The 18,762-nt window shown below is 71.3% G+C and carries 16 protein-coding genes; 7 read left to right on the top strand and 9 right to left on the bottom strand.

All coding sequences use genetic code 11. From position 1 onward, the window contains the following. Positions 1 to 171: 171 nt before the first annotated feature. The gene (gcvP, locus tag ACIQFZ_RS26910; protein ID WP_402692341.1) at positions 172 to 3,057 is read left to right on the top strand and encodes an aminomethyl-transferring glycine dehydrogenase; all 2,886 of its coding nucleotides are present in this window, start codon (positions 172 to 174) and stop codon (positions 3,055 to 3,057) included. Between the two features lie 62 nt (positions 3,058 to 3,119). Here the strand turns inward: gcvP and ACIQFZ_RS26915 are convergent, their stop codons facing one another. Genes ACIQFZ_RS26915 through modA form a run of 4 tightly spaced genes read right to left on the bottom strand, consistent with a single transcriptional unit; the run spans position 3,120 to position 6,403 of the window. Then, complete coding sequence (locus ACIQFZ_RS26915; RefSeq protein WP_402692342.1) at positions 3,120 to 3,539, bottom strand: molybdopterin-binding protein; 420 nt, start codon at positions 3,537 to 3,539, stop codon at positions 3,120 to 3,122. Between the two features lie 59 nt (positions 3,540 to 3,598). After that, entirely contained in the window at positions 3,599 to 4,690 is a 1,092-nt protein-coding gene (locus tag ACIQFZ_RS26920; RefSeq protein WP_402692343.1) for an ABC transporter ATP-binding protein, read from the bottom strand. Between the two features lie 49 nt (positions 4,691 to 4,739). Next, the gene (modB, locus tag ACIQFZ_RS26925) at positions 4,740 to 5,582 is read right to left on the bottom strand and encodes a molybdate ABC transporter permease subunit (RefSeq protein ID WP_376652529.1); all 843 of its coding nucleotides are present in this window, start codon (positions 5,580 to 5,582) and stop codon (positions 4,740 to 4,742) included. Then, the gene (modA, locus tag ACIQFZ_RS26930) at positions 5,579 to 6,403 is read right to left on the bottom strand and encodes a molybdate ABC transporter substrate-binding protein (protein WP_365422124.1); all 825 of its coding nucleotides are present in this window, start codon (positions 6,401 to 6,403) and stop codon (positions 5,579 to 5,581) included. Before modA ends, modB begins: the two co-directional genes overlap by 4 nt. A 198-nt stretch (positions 6,404 to 6,601) precedes the next feature. On the opposite strand from modA, the gene ACIQFZ_RS26935 reads away from it, so the two are divergent. Beyond that, positions 6,602 to 7,063, top strand: a complete 462-nt coding sequence (locus ACIQFZ_RS26935) for a molybdopterin-dependent oxidoreductase (RefSeq protein WP_402692344.1) — start codon at positions 6,602 to 6,604, stop codon at positions 7,061 to 7,063. A gap of 10 nt (positions 7,064 to 7,073) precedes the next feature. On the opposite strand, the gene ACIQFZ_RS26940 is transcribed toward ACIQFZ_RS26935, so the two are convergent. From ACIQFZ_RS26940 to ACIQFZ_RS26950, 3 genes are all read right to left on the bottom strand, one after another. Continuing rightward, positions 7,074 to 7,469, bottom strand: a complete 396-nt coding sequence (locus ACIQFZ_RS26940; RefSeq protein WP_141362976.1) for a molybdopterin-binding protein — start codon at positions 7,467 to 7,469, stop codon at positions 7,074 to 7,076. Between the two features lie 65 nt (positions 7,470 to 7,534). Further along, positions 7,535 to 9,484 (bottom strand): amino acid transporter, encoded by a 1,950-nt coding sequence (locus ACIQFZ_RS26945; RefSeq protein WP_383061136.1) that lies wholly within the window; start codon positions 9,482 to 9,484, stop codon positions 7,535 to 7,537. A 254-nt stretch (positions 9,485 to 9,738) separates the two neighbouring features. Beyond that, the gene (locus ACIQFZ_RS26950) at positions 9,739 to 10,296 is read right to left on the bottom strand and encodes a hypothetical protein (RefSeq protein WP_365778080.1); all 558 of its coding nucleotides are present in this window, start codon (positions 10,294 to 10,296) and stop codon (positions 9,739 to 9,741) included. 317 nt (positions 10,297 to 10,613) lie between these two features. On the opposite strand from ACIQFZ_RS26950, the gene kdpF reads away from it, so the two are divergent. From kdpF to ACIQFZ_RS26975, 5 genes are all read left to right on the top strand, one after another. Continuing rightward, positions 10,614 to 10,703, top strand: a complete 90-nt coding sequence (gene kdpF / locus ACIQFZ_RS26955) for a K(+)-transporting ATPase subunit F (protein ID WP_016434100.1) — start codon at positions 10,614 to 10,616, stop codon at positions 10,701 to 10,703. Between the two features lie 8 nt (positions 10,704 to 10,711). Continuing rightward, entirely contained in the window at positions 10,712 to 12,412 is a 1,701-nt protein-coding gene (gene kdpA, locus ACIQFZ_RS26960) for a potassium-transporting ATPase subunit KdpA (protein WP_402692345.1), read from the top strand. Beyond that, a complete protein-coding gene (gene kdpB, locus ACIQFZ_RS26965) occupies positions 12,412 to 14,535 on the top strand; it encodes a potassium-transporting ATPase subunit KdpB (protein ID WP_402692346.1) in 2,124 nt (707 codons plus the stop codon). The genes kdpA and kdpB overlap by 1 nt, the downstream gene beginning before the upstream one ends. A 5-nt stretch (positions 14,536 to 14,540) precedes the next feature. Next, positions 14,541 to 15,173, top strand: a complete 633-nt coding sequence (gene kdpC, locus ACIQFZ_RS26970; protein ID WP_402692347.1) for a potassium-transporting ATPase subunit KdpC — start codon at positions 14,541 to 14,543, stop codon at positions 15,171 to 15,173. 136 nt (positions 15,174 to 15,309) lie between these two features. Then, the gene (locus tag ACIQFZ_RS26975; RefSeq protein WP_402692374.1) at positions 15,310 to 16,860 is read left to right on the top strand and encodes a glycoside hydrolase family 43 protein; all 1,551 of its coding nucleotides are present in this window, start codon (positions 15,310 to 15,312) and stop codon (positions 16,858 to 16,860) included. Between the two features lie 201 nt (positions 16,861 to 17,061). On the opposite strand, the gene ACIQFZ_RS26980 is transcribed toward ACIQFZ_RS26975, so the two are convergent. Together ACIQFZ_RS26980 and ACIQFZ_RS26985 are read right to left on the bottom strand one after the other, a co-directional pair. Continuing rightward, positions 17,062 to 17,268 carry a DUF5999 family protein gene (locus ACIQFZ_RS26980; RefSeq protein WP_281155090.1) on the bottom strand — a complete coding sequence of 69 codons (207 nt, stop codon included), beginning with the start codon at positions 17,266 to 17,268 and terminating at the stop codon, positions 17,062 to 17,064. 387 nt (positions 17,269 to 17,655) lie between these two features. Next, positions 17,656 to 18,240, bottom strand: a complete 585-nt coding sequence (locus ACIQFZ_RS26985) for a hypothetical protein (RefSeq protein ID WP_402692348.1) — start codon at positions 18,238 to 18,240, stop codon at positions 17,656 to 17,658. Positions 18,241 to 18,762: the final 522 nt, after the last annotated feature.

The raw sequence follows: 18,762 nt of genomic DNA on the forward strand, positions 1-18,762 counted from the left end.
TCTGGAAAGCAGAGCGGTTGTCGACGGCTTCCGCTCTCACCGACGGTGAAAACCGGGAGCCCTCGGGCGGCCCGGTGAAGCTCTCAGGTTGAGATGACAGAGGGGGAGGCCGTCGGGGCACCCGTGCCGGGGTGTCCCTCGAAGGTCGTGTCAGACCAGGAGGCCTCCGCAATGACCGCCCAGCGCATTCCGCTCTCCGAGCTCGAACAGGGCATCCCCTTCGAACAGCGCCACATCGGGCCCGACCAGGAGGCGCGGGCCAAAATGCTCGCGCAGGTCGGCTACGGCTCGCTCGACGAGCTCACCGCCGCCGCGGTGCCCGATGTGATCAAGAACGCCGACGCGCTCGACCTGCCCGGCGCCCGCACCGAGGCCGAGGTGCTGGCCGAGCTGCGCTCGCTCGCCGACCGCAACCAGGTCCTCGGCTCGATGATCGGACTCGGCTACTACGGGACCTTCACCCCGCCGGTCATCCTGCGCAACGTCATGGAGAACCCGGCCTGGTACACCGCCTACACCCCCTACCAGCCGGAGATCTCCCAGGGCCGCCTCGAGGCGCTGCTGAACTTCCAGACCGTGGTCGCCGAGCTGACCGGTCTGCCGACTTCCGGCGCGTCGCTGCTCGACGAGGGCACCGCCGCCGCCGAGGCCATGGCGCTGTCCCGGCGCATGGGCAAGAACAAGAAGGGCCTGTTCCTGGTCGACGCGGACGCGCTGCCGCAGACCATCGCCGTCATCGAGACCCGCGCCGAGCCGACCGGCGTCGAGGTCGTCGTCGCCGACCTCAGCAAGGGCATCCCGGCCGAGATCGCCGAGCGCGAGATCAACGGCGTGCTCCTGCAGTACCCGGGCGCCTCCGGTGCCGTGCGCGACCTGAAGCCCGTCATCGACCAGGCGCACGAGCTGGGCGCCGTGGTCACCGTCGCCGCCGACCTGCTCGCGCTCACCCTGCTGAAGTCGCCCGGCGAGCTCGGCGCGGACATCGCCGTCGGCACCACCCAGCGCTTCGGCGTGCCGATCGGCTTCGGCGGCCCGCACGCCGGCTTCATGGCGGTGCGCGAGAAGTTCGCGCGCAGTCTGCCCGGCCGCCTGGTCGGCGTCTCCGTCGACGCCGACGGCAACAAGGCCTACCGCCTCGCCCTGCAGACCCGTGAGCAGCACATCCGCCGCGAGAAGGCCACCAGCAACATCTGCACCGCCCAGGTGCTGCTCGCCGTCATGGCGGGCATGTACGCGGTCTACCACGGCCCCGAGGGCCTGCGGGACATCGCGCTGCGCACCCACCGGTACGCCACGGTCCTCGCAGAGGGCCTCGAGGCCGGCGGTTTCGAGGTCGTGCACGGCGCATACTTCGACACCCTGACCGTCAAGGCGGAGGGGCGCGCCGCCGAGGTCGTCGCCGAGGCCCGCGAAGGCGGCGTGAACCTGCGCCTGGTCGACGCCGACCACGCCTCGGTCGCCTGCGACGAGACCACCACCCGGGACCGGCTGCGCGCCGTGTGGGCCGCCTTCGGCGTCGGGGGCGACATCGAGGCGCTGGACGCCGCCGCCGAGGACGCGCTGCCCGAGGCGCTGCTGCGCGACGACGCCTACCTCACCCACCCGGTCTTCCACCAGTACCGGTCCGAGACCGCGATGCTGCGCTACCTGCGCCGGCTGTCCGACCGCGACTACGCGCTCGACCGCGGCATGATCCCGCTGGGCTCGTGCACCATGAAGCTCAACGCGACGACCGAGATGGAGCCGGTCACCTGGCCGGAGTTCGGGCAGCTGCACCCCTTCGTGCCCGCCGAGCAGGCGCAGGGCTACCTCACCCTCATCCGCGAGCTGGAGGACCGTCTCGCCGAGGTCACCGGCTACGACAAGGTCTCCCTTCAGCCGAACGCCGGCTCCCAGGGCGAGCTGGCCGGTCTGCTCGCCGTGCGCGGGTACCACCGTGCCAACGGGGACGAGCAGCGCACCATCTGCCTCATCCCGTCCTCCGCGCACGGCACCAACGCCGCCAGCGCCGTGATGGCCGGCATGAAGGTCGTCGTCGTCAGGACCTCCGAGGACGGCGAGATCGACGTCGAGGACCTGCGGGCGAAGATCGAGCAGTACCGCGAGCAGCTGGCCGTGCTGATGATCACCTACCCGTCCACGCACGGCGTGTTCGAGGAGCACGTCGCCGACATCTGCGCGCAGGTCCACGAGGCCGGCGGCCAGGTGTACGTCGACGGCGCCAACCTCAACGCCCTGGTGGGCCTCGCCAAGCCGGGCCACTTCGGCGGCGACGTCTCCCACCTGAACCTGCACAAGACGTTCTGCATCCCGCACGGCGGCGGCGGTCCCGGCGTCGGCCCGGTCGGTGTGCGCTCCCACCTGGCGCCGTACCTGCCCAACCACCCGCTCCAGCCCGACGCCGGCCCGGAGACCGGAGTCGGCCCGATCTCGGCCGCGCCGTGGGGCTCGGCCGGCATCCTGCCGATCTCCTGGGCCTACGTCCGCCTGATGGGCGGCGAGGGCCTCAAGCGGGCCACGCAGGTCGCCGTGCTCAGCGCCAACTACGTCGCCAAGCGCCTCGAGCCGCACTACCCGGTGCTCTACACCGGTCCCGGCGGCCTGGTCGCCCACGAGTGCATCATCGACCTGCGCCCGCTGACCAAGGCGACCGGGGTGAGCGTGGACGACGTCGCCAAGCGGCTCATCGACTACGGCTTCCACGCGCCGACGATGTCGTTCCCGGTGGCCGGCACGCTGATGATCGAGCCGACCGAGTCCGAGGACCTGGCCGAGCTGGACCGGTTCTGCGACGCGATGATCGCGATCCGCGCCGAGATCGAGAAGGTCGGTTCCGGCCAGTGGCCCGCGGACGACAACCCGCTGTACGGCGCCCCGCACACCGCCGCGGCGCTCGGCGGGGAGTGGCAGCACGGCTACACCCGTGAGGAGGCCGTCTTCCCGGCCGGGGTCTCGGTGGCCGACAAGTACTGGCCGCCGGTGCGCCGTATCGACCAGGCCTACGGCGACCGCAACCTCGTCTGCTCCTGCCCGCCGCTGGACGCGTACGAGGACTGATCGAGCGGCTTATGGGGCTCCCGTCCGATCCGGGCGGGAGCCCCAGGGCTTTTCCAGGCGTGTCACACGGTGGCCAGGGCGACCTCGGTCGACTTGATCAGGGCGGTGACGCGTGTGCCCGCCGCCAGGCCGAGTTCCGTGGCGGCGTCCCTGGTGATCGCGGCGGTCAGCTCGCCGCCCTCCACCTCGACCCGGACGGACGCCATGGCCGCGCCCAGGGCGATCCCGGTGACGGTGCCCGGCAGCCGGTTGCGGATGGACAGGCCCTCGACCGGCCCGGTGGCCAGGGACACCTCCGTCGACTTCACCAGGGCGCGCACGGCGCTGCCTTCGGCCAGACGCAGGTCCTCGACGGCGTCGCGGGTGATCGCGGACGTGAGCTGTCCGCCTCCGTCCAGGCGCACGTGAACGAGGGCCATCGCCTCGCCGGGGGTGACGGTGGTGACCGTGCCGGGCAACTGGTTGCGCATGCTCAGGCTCATGGGCGTGCCTCGCGGTGGGTGGGGGACGTGGTGATCACCACCGTAGGGCGGCCGGTGCCTCAGGCCGGGTAGGCGTGGGTCTGCGCCGCCTTGACCGTCGCCCAGACCGCCGCGCCCGGGTGCAGGTCCAGCTCGGCGGCCGCGACCGTGGTCAGGTCCGCGGTGAGGGCGAGTTCGCCGGTCAGGTCGGCGCGGATCTGGTCGCCGTGGGTCTCAAGACCGGCGACCTCGCAGCGCCACAGATTGCGCGCGCTGGAGCCCGAGGGGCGGTCCCGGTGGAGGGTGACCGCACTCGGCGGGAAGGCCACGAAGACCTCTCCCGTCAGGTCCTCGGTGGTGGTGATGGCGGGACCGGCCGCGAGACGGACGCAGTGGCCTTCTGCCTCACCTCGGTAGAGGTTCAGGCCCACGAGCTGCGCGACGTAGTCGGTGCGCGGATGGCGGGCGATCTCCGACGGGGTGCCCTTCTGGACGACATGGCCGTGCTCGACGACGACCAGCCGGTCGGCCAGCACCATCGCGTCCAGCGGGTCATGGGTGACCAGGACGGCGACGGCCTCGAACTCGGCGAGGTGCCGGCGCAGCTGGGCGCGGACCTCCAGCCGGGTGCGGGCGTCGAGCGCGGCGAGCGGTTCGTCGAGCAGCAGCAGCCGGGGCCCGGTGGCCAGGGCGCGGGCCAGGGCCACGCGCTGCGCCTGGCCGCCGGAGAGGCGGCGGGGCTTGGCACCGGTGTGGTCGGCCAGTCCCATCCGGTCCAGCCACCGCGCGGCCTGCGCGCGGGCCTCGGCCTTGGACGCGCCCCGGCAGCGTGGCCCGAACGCCACGTTGTCCAGCGCCGACAGGTGCGGGAACAGCAGGTAGTCCTGGAAGACCACGCCGACCGGGCGTGCCTCGGGCGGCGTGCGGTCCAGCGCGGCGCCGTCCAGGCGCAGATGGCCGCCGGTGAGCGGGACCAGGCCCGCCAGCGCGCGCAGAGCCGTCGTCTTCCCGGCGCCGTTCGGGCCGAGCAGTGCCACCACGTCGCCGGGGGCGGCGGTGAGCGCGACGTCGAGGCGGAAGCCGCCGCGTTCGACGACGAGGCGGGCGTCCAGGCCCTCCCCGGGCACGCCCTCGGTACGTACGCCGGCGGTGGTCCGGTCGCTGTCGGTCATGAGGTGAACGTCCTGGATGCGGGGCGGGTCGGGATCGGCGGCGGGTTCATCAGGAGGCCGTCATCCAACGGTCCCGCAGACCCGCCAGTACGGCGATCGACACCGCGAGCAGCACCAGGCTCAGGGCGATCGCCGCCGCCGGGTCGTTCTGCAGGGCCAGGTAGACGGCCAGCGGCATGGTCTGCGTACGGCCGGGGAAGTTGCCGGCGAAGGTGATCGTCGCGCCGAACTCGCCGAGCGCTCGCGCCCAGGCGAGCACGGCGCCCGCGGCGATGCCCGGCGCGATCAGCGGCAGGGTGACCCGGCGGAACGCGGTGAAGCGGGAGGCACCCAGCGTGGTGGCCGCCTCCTCGTAGCGCGGGTCGGCGGCCCGCAACGTGCCCTCGACGCTGATCACGAGGAACGGCATGGCCACGAACGCCTCCGCGACCACCACCCCGGCCGTGGTGAACGGCAGCGTGATGCCGAACCAGGAGTCCAGCCATTGCCCGACGACACCGTTGCGCCCCAGGGCCAGCAGCAGGGCCACACCGCCCACGACCGGGGGCAGCACGAGCGGCAGCGTGACCAGCGCCCGGACGAATCCGCGTCCGGGGAAGTCCGTACGGGCCAGCAGCCAGGCCAGCGGGACGCCGAGCACCAGGCTCACGGCGGTGGCCGCGGTGGCGCTGATCAGGGACAACTGGAGCGCCTGCCACACCTCGGCGCTGGTCAGCTGGTCCGGCAGGCTGCGCCAGGGGGCCCGGATCAGCAGCGCGATCAGCGGCAGCAGCAGGAAGGCCAGGCCGACCAGGGCGGGGACCAGCAGGGGCAGCGGGGCCCCGCCGAGCGCGCGGCCGCGCCGCGACCCGTTCTTCCGGGTCACGGCGCGGGCCTCGTCGATCTCGGTCACGGCTTCAGGAACCCGGCCCCGGTCAGGACCTTCTGGCCTTCGGCCGACGTCACCAGCTCGACGAACGCCTTGGCCGCGGTGGCGTTGGGTGCGTTCTTGAGCAGGGTGATCGGGTAGTCGTTGACGGCATCGGCCGACTCGGGGAACTCCACGCCCTGGACCCTGCCGGCGGCGGCCTTCACGTCGGTCTTGTAGACGAGGGCCGCGTCGGCCTCCTTCAGCTCGACCTTGGTCAGGGCGCTCTTGACGTCCTGCTCGTAGGAGACCGGGGTCAGCTTGAGGTGGCTCGCGTCCAGCACCTTCTGGGCGGCGGCGCCGCAGGGCACGGTCTTGTCGCACAGGACGACCTTCAGGCCGGGCCCGGTGAGGTCCTTCAGCGAGGAGATCTTGTCCGGGTTGCCCGGCGCGGTCGCGATCTCGAGCTGGTTGCGGACGAAGGTGACCGGGGTGCCGGCCGCGTCCTTCTTGTCGGTCACGATCGCCATGGTCTTGGTGCTGGCGGCGGCGAACACGTCGGCGGGGGCACCGGAGGTGATGCTCGCGGCGAGGCTGTCGCTGCCGCCGAAGTTGAAGGTGACCTTGGTGCCCGGGTGCTGCTGCTCGAACTGCTTGCCGAGCGTGGTGAAGCTCTCCTTCAGCGAGGCGGCGGCGAAGACGGTCACGGTGCCGGACAGCTTCGGCGCGGCGGCCTCCGACGTGCCGGACCCCGCCGAGGACGAGTCGTCGGAGGACGAGGAGGAGCAGGCGCTGAGAGCCAGCAACGCCGCGGCCCCCGCAACTCCCGACTTCAGCATCCTGGTCCGCCGCGTGGAACGGGTCATCACGGTTCTACTCCTCTGGCTCTGCACGCAAGAAGCTGTCGCGCCCTGCCACGACCGCTCACACGGCCGTGCCGCGATCATACTGCCGCAATTGCCAGGTGTAAGGCCCCTGTTGCATTGCACGAGCTGGCGAGACGTGACGCACGGCTTGCATGTGCGTTTGTACGGGGCGGTCGTTCGGGTACGGACACTCAGGAGGTGGTGCCCGTGACGCTCGCGGAGCTCGACCTGACCGGCGACCTCGCCCGCCCGGCCCGGCTGACCGTGCGGGATCTGCTCGGGTGGCCGCAGCACGGGGTGGGAGTCGCCTTCGACTGCGCCACCAGCGGAGCGCAGCACCACCGGTTCACCGGACCGCGCCTGTACGACGTGCTGTCCGCGGCGGGGCCCGGTTTCGACCCGGCCCGGCGCAAGGACCGGCTGCGCTTCCTGATCGCGGTCACGGCCGCCGACGGGCATCACGCGCTGCTGTCGTGGGCCGAGATCGATCCCGACTTCGCCGACGCTCCGGTCCTGCTCGCGGTGACCATCGACGGCTCCCGGCTCGACGGCGCCGGCCCCCAGTTGGTCCTGCCGCAGGACCGCTGCGGCGCGCGGTACGTCAGCGGTGTCCGGGCGATACGCATGGACGGCGGCTATCGCGCGCGTACCCGGGTGTGAGGCGGTTCTGCTACGTGCGGTCGATGTGCACGTTCGTCGACTTCACGCGGGCGGTGGCCTCCATGCCGACCTCCAGACCCAGTTCCTCCACGGCCTCCCGGGTCAGCAGGGAGACGAGGCGGTGCGGTCCCGCCTGGATCTCGACCTGGGCGGCGACGTCACCGAGTTTGATGGCGGTCACGATGCCGGCGAAGGCGTTGCGGGCCGACGTGTACGAGGGGCCCTCCTCGCCGCCGCCGGTCCGGGCCAGCTCGACCGAGAACGCGGCGAGGTCCCGGCCGTCGATGAGTCGGCGTCCGCTGTCGTCGCGGTGGGTGGCCATCCGGCCCGCGTCCGCCCAGCGGCGCGCGGTGTCCGGGCTGACGCCGAGCAGCCGGGCCGCCTGCCCGATCGTGTAGGACTGCATGCCGGTCACGATAGGGCCGCGGGCGGCGTGGACTGACCCGGGGGTGGGCCGTTCGCGGGCGCGGCTCAGCCGGTGTGCACCCGCGGCCGCTTGGCGCGGTCCGGCTCCGCCTCGCGCAGCACCTCGCGCGTGACCGGCGCGACCTCGCCCTGGCCGAAGAGGAAGAACCGCAGGAAGTTGGCGAACGGGTTGCCCTCGGTCCACTCGAAGTAGATGTGCGGGGTGCGGCCGGTCATCTCCCGGACATGGAGGAGGAGCGCGGCCAGGGCGTTCGGGACGGACGCGGACTCCAGGGCCAGCACGCGGTACCGGTCGTGCCTGACCTCGCCGTGCACGGTCAGGCCGGCCTCGAACTCCGAGGGGTCGGTGACCGTCACCTCGACGAAGACGAAGTCCTCCGTGAGCGGGATGTCGCTGTCGCTGCGGATCTGCTCGATCTTGTCGCGGTACTCGGACTTCGCCTGCCGCTCGGGCTCCTTGGCGATGAACCGGATCTTGCGGCTGGCGATGTCTCTGACGAACCGTTCCGCCATGGCGTCGAGCGTCACGCTCGTCACCCGCAGCTCGAAGGAGCGCGCGAGCCGCGACAGCAGCGAGACCAGCATGATCCCGGCGATGAAGCAGGCGCCGATCTTCACACCGTCGGGACGCTCGATGACGTTGACGACGGTCGTGTACAGGAACACGGCCGAGATGACCCCGAACGCGATGGTCCATTTGCGCTGGCCGGCCCTGCGGGCGGCGATGGTCACCGCGATCGCCGCGGAGCTGATCAGCACGAGCACGCCCGTGGCGTACGCGCCGCCCTGCTTGTCGACGTTGGCATCGAAGATCCAGGTGACCAGGAAGCCGATCAAGATGAAGACGATGACCATCGGGCGGACCGCCCGCGCCCAGTGCGGGGCCATTCCGTAGCGGGGCAGGTACCGCGGCATCAGGTTGAGCAGCCCGGCCATCGCGGAGGCGCCCGCGAACCACAGGATCAGGATGGTCGAGACGTCGTAGACGGTGCCGAAGGTGTTGCCGAGGTACTCGTGCGCCAGATAGGCCAGGGCACGGCCGTTGGCCTGGCCGCCGGCCTTGAACTCCGGCGCCGGGATCAGCAGCGTGGTGATGAAGCTGGTGGCGATGAGGAAGCAGCTCATGATCAGCGCGGCCGTGGTGAGCAGCTTCCTGGTGTCCCGGATCCGGCCGGTGGGCCGCTCCTCGGTGTCGTCCGGGTCGCCCCGCACGTGCGGCATGACGGCGACGCCGGTCTCGAAGCCGGACAGGCCGAGCGCGAGCTTGGGGAAGACGAGCAGGGCCACGCCGACCATGAGGAAGACGTTGCCGTGCTGGGCGGTCAGCGCGCCGGTCCAGTCGGTGACCACATGGCCGGCGGTCAGGACGTGCCACAGACCGACGGCCACCACGACGGCGTTCAGCGCGAGATAGATCCCGACCAGGGCGAAGGCGACGCCGATCGCCTCCACGAAGCCCTTGAGGAAGACCGCGCCGAGCAGCGCGATGAGCAGGAGCGTGATCAGCATCTGGTGGCTGTGCAGCGCGGCCGTCAGGTGCGGGTTCTCCACCAGGTGGGTCGAGGCGTCCGCGGCCGACAGCGTCATGGTGATCAGGAAGTCGGTGGCGGCGAAGCCGAGCAGGGTCAGCACGAACAGCTTGCCCTGCCAGAACGACAGCAGCCGCTCCAGCATCGCGATCGAGCCCGCGCCGTGCGGGCTCTCCGCCGCCACCCTGCGGTACACCGGCAGGGCACCCGCGAGGGTGACGAGGACCAGCACGAGGGTGGCGATCGGCGACAGCAGCCCGGCCGCCAGCGCCGCGATGCCCGGCTGGTATCCGAGCGTGGAGAAGTAGTCCACGCCGGTCAGGCACATCACCCTCCACCACCGCTGTCCCTTGTGCGGGGGCTCCGGCAGGGCGTGCGGGGCCTGCTGAATGCCCTTGCCCATGTCGGACAGGCCCTCCAGCATCCAGGCGCGCAGACGACTGGGAGGGTGCTCGGTGGTCGCCATGCCCCTGCTCCTGAGGTGTGGCTCGCGTGCGGACCGGGCCGTCACGGACCGGGCCGTCACGCGGACGGGTCACCAACGTATGCGGAGAGTAACGCAGGGGCTCACGAGTACCCGGGTGAGCAGGCGTCAATCTTCCGTCAAGAGCGGCCGTGACGACCCAGACGTCACTTCATGACCAGTGGACACGCAGGTTTCACCGCACCTTCGGCCATCCGGGGGAGACACGGCGCCGGAACCGGGGTGGGCACCCAGTGTCATGACTCCAGTCCCGAGACCCGGAACACCGCCAGTGCGGTCTCCCGGTCCACCTGCTCGGAGATGGCGCGCAGTTCGTCCGTCCCGCACTGGAGCCTGCCCGCCGCCACACAGTGCCGGGCGTCCTCGTCGAGGCGGTACCAGACGTCGGGATGGTCCACCAGGACCTCGGGATCCAGCTCCACCCGCCCGCCGAGGGAGTCCAGCAGCACCAGCCGCCGGCAGACACCGTCGACCGCGCGCACCGACACCAGCAGGTCGGTACGGACCAGACGGCTGCGCAGCAGCGACCGGGAGGCGATCCAGCCCCGGCCGGCGCGGACACGGGGCGGGCACAGCACCACGAAGAGCAGCACCGCGAGCGTGAACCAGAGGACCCCGCGCCACCAGGTGAGGCTGCCCGTGCCCCAGTCGATCAGGAGCAGCAGGACGAGCAGCGCCACGGAGCAGCCGACCGAGGTGCGCAGCTCCCGCGCCCACGGATGGGTGCGGGCCTCGCGGCCGGGTTCCCGCGGCACCGGACCGGTGCCGGCTCGCTCGTCGTCGCGGCGTCCCATGTGCTCGACGTTAGAGCCCCCCGAGGGCTTCGGCACCTGCCCTTGACACCCCCCTGACGCGCCCGGGCCGGTTCTTGACGCCACCCCGCCGACGCCGTCGGGTGGCGCGTCGTCAGAGGTCCGTCAAGGGTGGGTGTGCCGCCGTATGAGAGCCGTCAACGGTGGTCGGAATCGGGCAGAGGAGGTCGTTTCCTCGAATCGTCGATGTCCGTTCGTCTCTCATCCCAGGAGTTCGCGATGGCCGATGTGGCCTTCGTCGTCATCACGCTCGCGGTGTTCGCGCTCGTGGCCCTCGCCGTCAAGGGGGTGACGAAGCTGTGACCGCCGAGAACATCGTCGGCCTGGTCGTGGCCGTCGCCCTGCTGGGCTATCTCGTCCTCGCCCTGATCTTCCCGGAGAGGTTCTGAGCAGCGTCATGAGTCCCGTACTCGCCGGAGTGCTCCAGCTGCTCGCTCTCATGGCCGCGCTGGGGCTGGCCTACGTACCGCTGGGCACCTACTTGGCCGGCGTCTACCGCGCGCAGCGCCACTTGCGGGTGGAGAGATGGATCTACCGGGTCGTCGGCGCCGATCCGGACGCGGAGATGCGCTGGCCCGCGTACATCCGCGCCGTGCTCGCCTTCTCCCTGGCCGGTGTCCTCTTCCTGTACCTGCTCCAGCGGATCCAGGGCGTGCTGCCGCTCTCGCTCGGCTTCCGGTCCGTCGGCCCCGCCCAGGCCTTCAACACCGCCGCGTCCTTCGTCACCAACACCAACTGGCAGTCGTACGCGGGCGAGCAGACCATGGGGCACGTGGTCCAGACCGCCGGTCTCGCCGTGCAGAACTTCGCCTCCGCCGCCGTCGGCATGGCGGTGGCCGTGGCCCTGGTGCGCGGCTTCGCCCTCCCCCGAGCTCTCGGCTCCGCTCGAGCAGGGGGGACCCCCATCCGCACCGGTGCACTGGGCAACTTCTGGGCCGACCTGGTGCGCGGCACCGTGCGCATCCTCCTCCCGCTGGCCACGGTCGCCGCGATTGTGCTGGTGGCCTGCGGGGTGATCCAGAACTTCTCCGGGATCCACGAGGTCGGCCAGTTCTTCGGCGGCGCGCAGCAGTGGAACGGCGGCGCGGTGGCCTCCCAGGAGGCCATCAAGGAGCTGGGCACCAACGGCGGCGGCTACTTCAACGCCAACAGCGCCCACCCCTTCGAGAACCCGACCCCGTTCTCCAACCTCTTCGAGGTCTTCCTGATCCTGGTGATCCCCTTCGCGCTGACCCGGACGTTCGGTGTCATGGTCGGCTCGGTCCGGCAGGGCTACGCCATCCTCGCGGCGATGGCCACCATCTGGCTCGCCTTCGTCTCCCTGATGATGTGGAGCGAGTTCGCCCACCACGGAGGCGCGCTGCGGATCGCGGGCGGCGCGATGGAGGGCAAGGAGATCGGGTTCGGCATCGGCGCCTCCTCGATCTTCGCGGCGTCGACCACGCTCACCTCGACCGGCGCCGTCGACGCCGCGCACTCCTCGCTCACCGGGTTCGGCGGCGGGATCGCGATGCTCGGCATGATGCTCGGCGAGATCGCGCCCGGCGGGGTCGGCTCCGGCCTGTACGGCATCCTGATCATGGCCGTCATCGCGGTCTTCATCGCCGGTCTGATGGTCGGGCGCACACCCGAGTACCTGGGCAAGAAGATCGGCTCCCGGGAGATCAAGCTGGCCGCCGTCTACATCCTGATCACCCCGGCGCTGGTGCTGGTGTTCAGCGCCTTCTCGATGGCCCTGCCGACCCCGCCGCACTCGGCGCTCAACCCGGGCGCGCACGGATTCTCCGAAGTGCTCTACGCCTACACCTCGGCCGCGAACAACAACGGTTCGGCCTTCGCCGGCCTGAACGCCAACACCGACTGGTTCAACACCACGACCGGGCTCGCCATGCTGCTCGGCCGCTTCCTGCCCATGGTGTTCGTCCTCGCCCTGGCCGGCTCCCTGGGCGCGCAGCAGCCGGTGCCGGTCACCGCGGGCACCCTGCGCACCGAGAAACCGCTGTTCACCGGCATGTTGGTGGGCGCCGTCCTGATCGTCGTCGGTCTGACGTACTTCCCGGCCCTCGCACTGGGCCCGCTCGCCGAGGGGCTGGCGTGATGACCACCTCCACACAGAACCACGAGGACTCCATGTCCGCAGTCACCAGGACCCGGGCACCGCACAGCGACGTGCCCACCGGGCACCCGTCCGGACCGAGCCGGGTCGGTGCCGGTCTCTTCGACGCCCGGCAGCTGGTCAGGTCGCTGCCCGACGCCTGCCGCAAGCTCGATCCGCGGGTGATGGTCAAGTCACCGGTGATGTTCGTGGTGTGGATCGGCTCGCTGCTGACCACCGCCTTCTCCCTCACCAGGCCGGGCGACTGGTTCGGCTGGGCGATCAGCGCCTGGCTCTGGCTGACCGTCGTCTTCGCCAACCTCGCCGAGGCGGTAGCCGAGGGCCGTGGCAAGGCGCAGGCGGAGACCCTGCGCCGGGCCAAGACCGACACCGTGGCGCACCGGGTGGACGGGACCGAGGTCCCCGGCACCGAGCTGCACGTCGGCGACCTCGTCGTGTGCGAGGCGGGCGACGTCATCCCCGGCGACGGGGACGTCGTCGAGGGCGTCGCCTCGGTCGACGAGTCGGCCATCACCGGCGAGTCGGCGCCCGTGATCCGCGAGTCCGGCGGCGACCGGTCCGCGGTGACCGGCGGCACCAGGGTGCTGTCCGACCGAATCGTCATCAAGATCACCACCAAGCCCGGCGAGACCTTCATCGACCGGATGATCGGCCTCGTCGAGGGCGCCGCCCGGCAGAAGACGCCGAACGAGATCGCGCTGAACATCCTGCTGGCCTCGCTGACGATCGTCTTCCTTCTCGCCTGCGCCACACTGCCGCCGTTCGCCGACTACGCGGGCACGCACCTGACCATGGTGGTGCTGGTCGCGCTGCTGGTCTGCCTGATCCCGACGACGATCGGCGCGCTGCTGTCGGCCATCGGCATCGCGGGCATGGACCGGCTGGTCCAGCGCAATGTGCTGGCGATGTCGGGACGGGCGGTGGAGGCCGCCGGCGACGTGTCGACGCTGCTGCTGGACAAGACCGGCACGATCACCCTCGGCAACCGCAGGGCCGCGGAGTTCGTCCCGGTGCGCGGTACCACCGCCGCCGAACTGGCGGACGCCGCCCAGCTCTCCTCGCTGGCCGACGAGACGCCCGAGGGCCGTTCCGTGGTGGTGCTGGCCAAGGAGAAGTACGGGCTGCGCGAGCGGCACCAGGGCGAACTGGCCGGAGCCGAGTGGATCGCGTTCACCGCCCAGACCCGGATGTCCGGCGTGGACGTGGACGGCCGCAGGATCCGCAAGGGCGCGACGGGATCCGTCATCGCCTGGGTCGAGGAGCAGGACGGGCGGATCGCCGAGGACGCCGACCGCCTCTCGAAGGAGATCTCCGCGGCCGGCGGCACACCGCTGCTGGTCGCCGCGCAGGACCAGGACGGCGCCCGGGTCCTGGGCGTCATCCACCTCAAGGACGTGGTCAAGGACGGCATGCGGGAACGCTTCGCCGAACTTCGCCGGATGGGCATCAAAACCGTCATGATCACGGGTGACAACCCGCTGACCGCCCGGGCGATCGCGGACGAGGCCGGTGTCGACGACTTCCTCGCCGAGGCCACGCCCGAGGACAAGATGGCCGTGATCAGGCGCGAGCAGAGCGGCGGCAAGCTGGTCGCGATGACCGGTGACGGCACCAACGACGCGCCCGCGCTGGCCCAGGCCGACGTCGGCGTGGCGATGAACACCGGTACGTCGGCCGCCAAGGAGGCCGGCAACATGGTCGACCTCGACTCCGACCCGACCAAGCTGATCGAGATCGTCGAGATCGGCAAGCAGCTCCTGATCACCCGCGGTGCGCTCACGACGTTCTCCATCGCCAACGACGTGGCGAAGTACTTCGCGATCATCCCGGCCCTGTTCGCCGCGGTCTACCCGGGCCTGGACAAGCTGAACATCATGCAGCTGTCCTCTCCGGACTCGGCGATCCTGTCCGCGGTCGTCTTCAACGCGCTGGTCATCATCGCGCTGGTGCCGCTCGCCCTGCGGGGTGTGCGCTACCGGCCGACGAGCGCGGACCGGATGCTCCGCCGCAACCTCGCCGTCTACGGCCTCGGCGGGCTGATCGCGCCCTTCGTCGGGATCAAGCTCATCGACCTGATCATCTCCCTGATTCCCGGGATCGGCTGACGCACATGAACCAGTCCTTCGCGAACACCGGCCGTCTGCTGGCGGCGGGCCTGCGGGCACTGCTCGCGCTGACCCTGCTCACCGGCGTCGTCTACCCGCTCGTCGTCACGGGCGTGGCCCAGGCCCTCCTCGGGCACCGGGCCAACGGCTCGGAGGTCAGGGAGAGTGGCAGGGTCGTGGGCTCCTCCCTGATCGGGCAACAGCACTACGGCCTCGACTACTTCCAGCCGCGCCCGGCCGCCGGGCTGGGCACGAGCACCCTGAACACCCAGTACAAGCTGATCCTTTCCGGCGCCACCAACCTCGCCGCCGACAACCCCAAGCTGGTCAAGGCCATCGAGCAGGCCCGGGCCGAGGTGGTCAGGGTCAACTCCACGTCCGACTACAAGGTGAAGCCCTCCCAGGTTCCGGCCGACGCCGTGACCTCCTCGGGTTCGGGTCTGGATCCGGACATCTCCCCGGCGTACGCGCTGCTCCAGGCGCACCGAGTGGCGGAGCGCAACCACCTGTCCGTGGCGCGGGTCGAGCACCTGGTGCGGGATCACACCGAGAGCCGCACCCTCGGCTTCATCGGCGAGCCGCGGGTGAACGTCCTCCAACTCAACATCGCGCTCAGGGAACTGACCACGGGCCGCTGACGGCCCGCCCGCGCCCCGCGCACCCTTGTCGCCTTCCGGAGCCGCACCTACAGTGCGGCTCCGGAAGGTTCGCCGTCAGTGGCGAAAGTTTCGAGGATTCAGTGAGGGGTGACGGGAAGTGAAGGGACCGACCGCCGTGCGGACGTACGAGAACCCCGTGATCGGAGGCTTCCACCCCGATCCCAGCGTGTGCCGGGTGGGCGAGGACCACTACCTGGTGTGCTCCAGCTTCGAGTACTTCCCCGGGGTCCCGCTGTTCCACAGCCGCGACCTGGTGCACTGGCGGCAGATCGGCAACGTGCTGGACCGGCCGGGGCAGTTGGAGCTGCCGGACGACCTCCCCGTCTCCGCCGGCATCTACGCCCCGACGATCCGCCACCACGACGGCCGCTTCTACGTGATCACCACCAACGTCGCGGCCGGGGGCACCTTCCTGGTCAGCGCCGAGGATCCGCGGGGGCCCTGGTCGGACCCGGTCCGGATCGACCTGCCCGGGATCGACCCCGACCTCGCCTGGGACGACGACGGCTCCTGCTGGTGCGCCGTCGCCGGGGTGCGGGTGGCCAGGATCGACCCGGCGACCGGCAAGGTCCTGGAAGGGCCGCTGCCGGCCTGGTCGGGGACGGGGCTTCAGCACCCGGAGGCGCCGCACCTGTACCGGATCGGCACCTGGTGGTACCTCATGCTGGCCGAGGGCGGCACCGGGCACGGCCACGGTGTCTCGATCGCCCGCGCCCGCTCCCCGCGCGGCCCCTGGGAACCCGCGCCGGACAACCCGGTCCTCTCCCACCGCGGCACCGACCTGCCCGTCCAGTGCACGGGCCACGCCGACCTGGTGCAGGCGGCCGACGGCACCTGGTGGATGGTGCTGCTCGGCACCCGCCCCGGGGGATGGTTCCCGGAGTTCCACGTGCTCGGCAGGGAGACCTTCCTGACCCCGGTGGAGTGGGTGGACGGGTGGCCGCGGGTCGGACCGGTGCGCGAGCGGCATCCGGCGCCCGCGGCCTGGCACCCCCTGCCGCCGCAGCCCGACCGGGACGACTTCGACGCGCCGTCCCTGGCGCCGGTCTGGATCTCCCCGCGCAGCAGGCCGGCGGGCTCCTGGTCGCTGAGCGAACAGCACGGCCGACTGACGCTGCACGCGACCGGCGACAGCCTCGACCGGCCCGGCCACACCTTCGTCGGACGCCGGCAGCAGCACCCCGACTGCCGGGTGGCGGTGCGCGTCGAGGCGGGCTCGGGCCGGGCCGGCCTGTCCGTCCGGCTGGACGAGGCGCACCACTACGACGTGGAGATCGGCGGGGGAGTGGTGGGCGTGGTCGCCCGGATCGGGCCGCTGCGGCAGCGGATCGCGGAGTACCCGGTGCCGCCCGGACCGCTCACCCTGGTCGTGGACATCCGCACGGACGACGTGCCCCCGCCCACGGTCACGGCTCCGGACCGGCCCGCCACCGGCGTGCGGGCGGCGACCGGGGTCCGCGCGGCCGGCCCGGACGTGATCGCCTTCTCGGCCGAGGGCCCGGAGGGCACGCTGGCGCTGGCCGAACTCGACGGGCGCTATCTGTCCACCCAGGTCGCGGCCGGCTTCACCGGGCGGGTGATCGGCATGTACGTCACCGAGGGCAGCGCGGCCTTCGACTGGTTCGACTACCAGGCGCGGCATCCGCGCCGACCCGTCGGCGGCTGACCGTCGGCGGCCCCGTGCAGCGTCGGTGGCGGGAGGCATCCGGACCTACGCCGTGACGGGCGGCTCCCGGGACGGCGACGATGTCACCGACCGGTCACCGAGAGTTGTCGGCCCCGGACACGCGTCGGGGCCGGTCCGCGCGGACGTGCGCGCCGGCCCCTGGTGATCCGCGGGCGGTTCGCCGAAGCCGCCCGGTGGTGCTCAGGCGGCGGTCACCACCCGGTCGGCGCCCAGCGGGCGGTGCGGGGCGATGATCTGGCCGTCCGGCAGGAGCTCACCGGTGTCCTCGAAGAACAGGACGCCGTTGCACAGCAGGCTCCAGCCCTGCTCCGGGTGGTGCGCCACGAGACGGGCGGATTCCCGGTCGGCGGAGTCGGCTGACGGGCACGGTGGCTGATGCTGGCACATTGATGGGATCTTTCGCTCTGTCGTGTGGTCGCTGTCGGCTGTCGTACGTGTCCCGCGGCTGATGGTGTTCTCCATGGCCGCCCCCCGTTGTCGAGTCGGTCCAAAACCAGTGTTCCCCCACGGGCCTGATTCCGCAGGGATTTCGCAGCACCGCTTCTCACCGGTTGGAGACGCGTCACACGCACGAGCGGTTCATCCCGACAGCACCGCCTCTTCGGATGGTTCGCACTGGCCGGATGGGGCTAGTCCGATGGGACCCCCTGTCGCGAACGCGGGTCGTGCGAGCGGATTTCGCCACGTACGAGTGTCTTCGGCGGCTGAACGGCGTCGTACCCCGCCGCCGGGGATTCCGGCAGCGGGGTACGAGGCCGATCGGCGGGCGGGCGGTCAGGCGCGGGAGCCCATGAGCCGGATCGGGGTCACCCGGTGGGTGAGGAGCGGGAGCAGGTCGGCGACCTGGTGCGGAAGGTAGGCCGCGATACCGGGCGGGGCCGGCGCGAGCGGCACGAGCAGGTCGGTGGCGGCGGGGTGGCCGGTGGCGCCGTCGTCCGAGAGGGCGCCGTGCAGCCACAGCGTGAGCATGTACAGGCTGGGTATGGACAGCAGTCGCGGCTGGTACGGCTGGCTCAGGGCCTCCGCCTGGCGCAACGCGCGCTCGGTGGAGGCGACGTAGGGGCCCTCGAAGAAGTGCGAGAAGGTCCAGCCGTCGGGGGTCAGGATGGTCTCGGCCGCCGCCACCGCGTGGTCGCCGCAGCGGATCAGGAAGCGCCATCCGGCCAGCCTGGTCGCGGAGATTCCCTCGGGGGTGATCCGGTCCAGGACGTGCACCGGCAGCGGAAGCTCGGGGATCGCGGGCTCCTGGGCCGAGCGCAGTGCGGGGGACCCGGCCTCGCGGACCGCGGTGGGGGAACCGAGTGCCGTGAGGACGGAGCGCAGGGCGGGCGCGGGAGCCGGGGGTACATGCAGCGGCATGGTGGGTCGCCTCTCATTCGGCAGGCACGGTGGCGCGAGGGCGGGCTGGGTGCGGACGGCGTTGTCTGCTCTCAGGGCAGGAGCAGGCTGGGGCCGGGCTCTGGTGAGCGAGGGGTGCGGGGCGCGGCCTGCCGCACGGGCTCCTGACAGGGTTCAGGGCTGTGGGCGCCAACTTCTGCTGTGGTGCAGAGTTTATACGACAAATGTTCAGGTGATGTTTCGCCTAGCTGTTTTCGATGTGAACGGCAAGAGCCTATTCAGTCGGAGTTGATCGGGAATCATCCCTGCTCCGCGTCAGCCGTATCGCGATGACCTCGGGTTGTGCCCGCACGGCGGTCGGCCTGATCTTGTCGGCGTTTTTCACGAGTTTCGTGGGGTACCCGAAACTGCTGGCTGCCGCATGCCCCGTGAATGTGCCTCCGGTCACACAGGACCAGAGTAGTCGGTGCGGGGCGGGAGCGGGACGTTATCGATCGCGTTGGCGGGGCATCATCCCTCCTGACCGGGACCCCGGCGGCCGGA

Origin of the sequence: Streptomyces sp. NPDC093064, from assembly GCF_044754605.1 — a bacterium.
GTDB lineage: Bacteria > Actinomycetota > Actinomycetes > Streptomycetales > Streptomycetaceae > Streptomyces.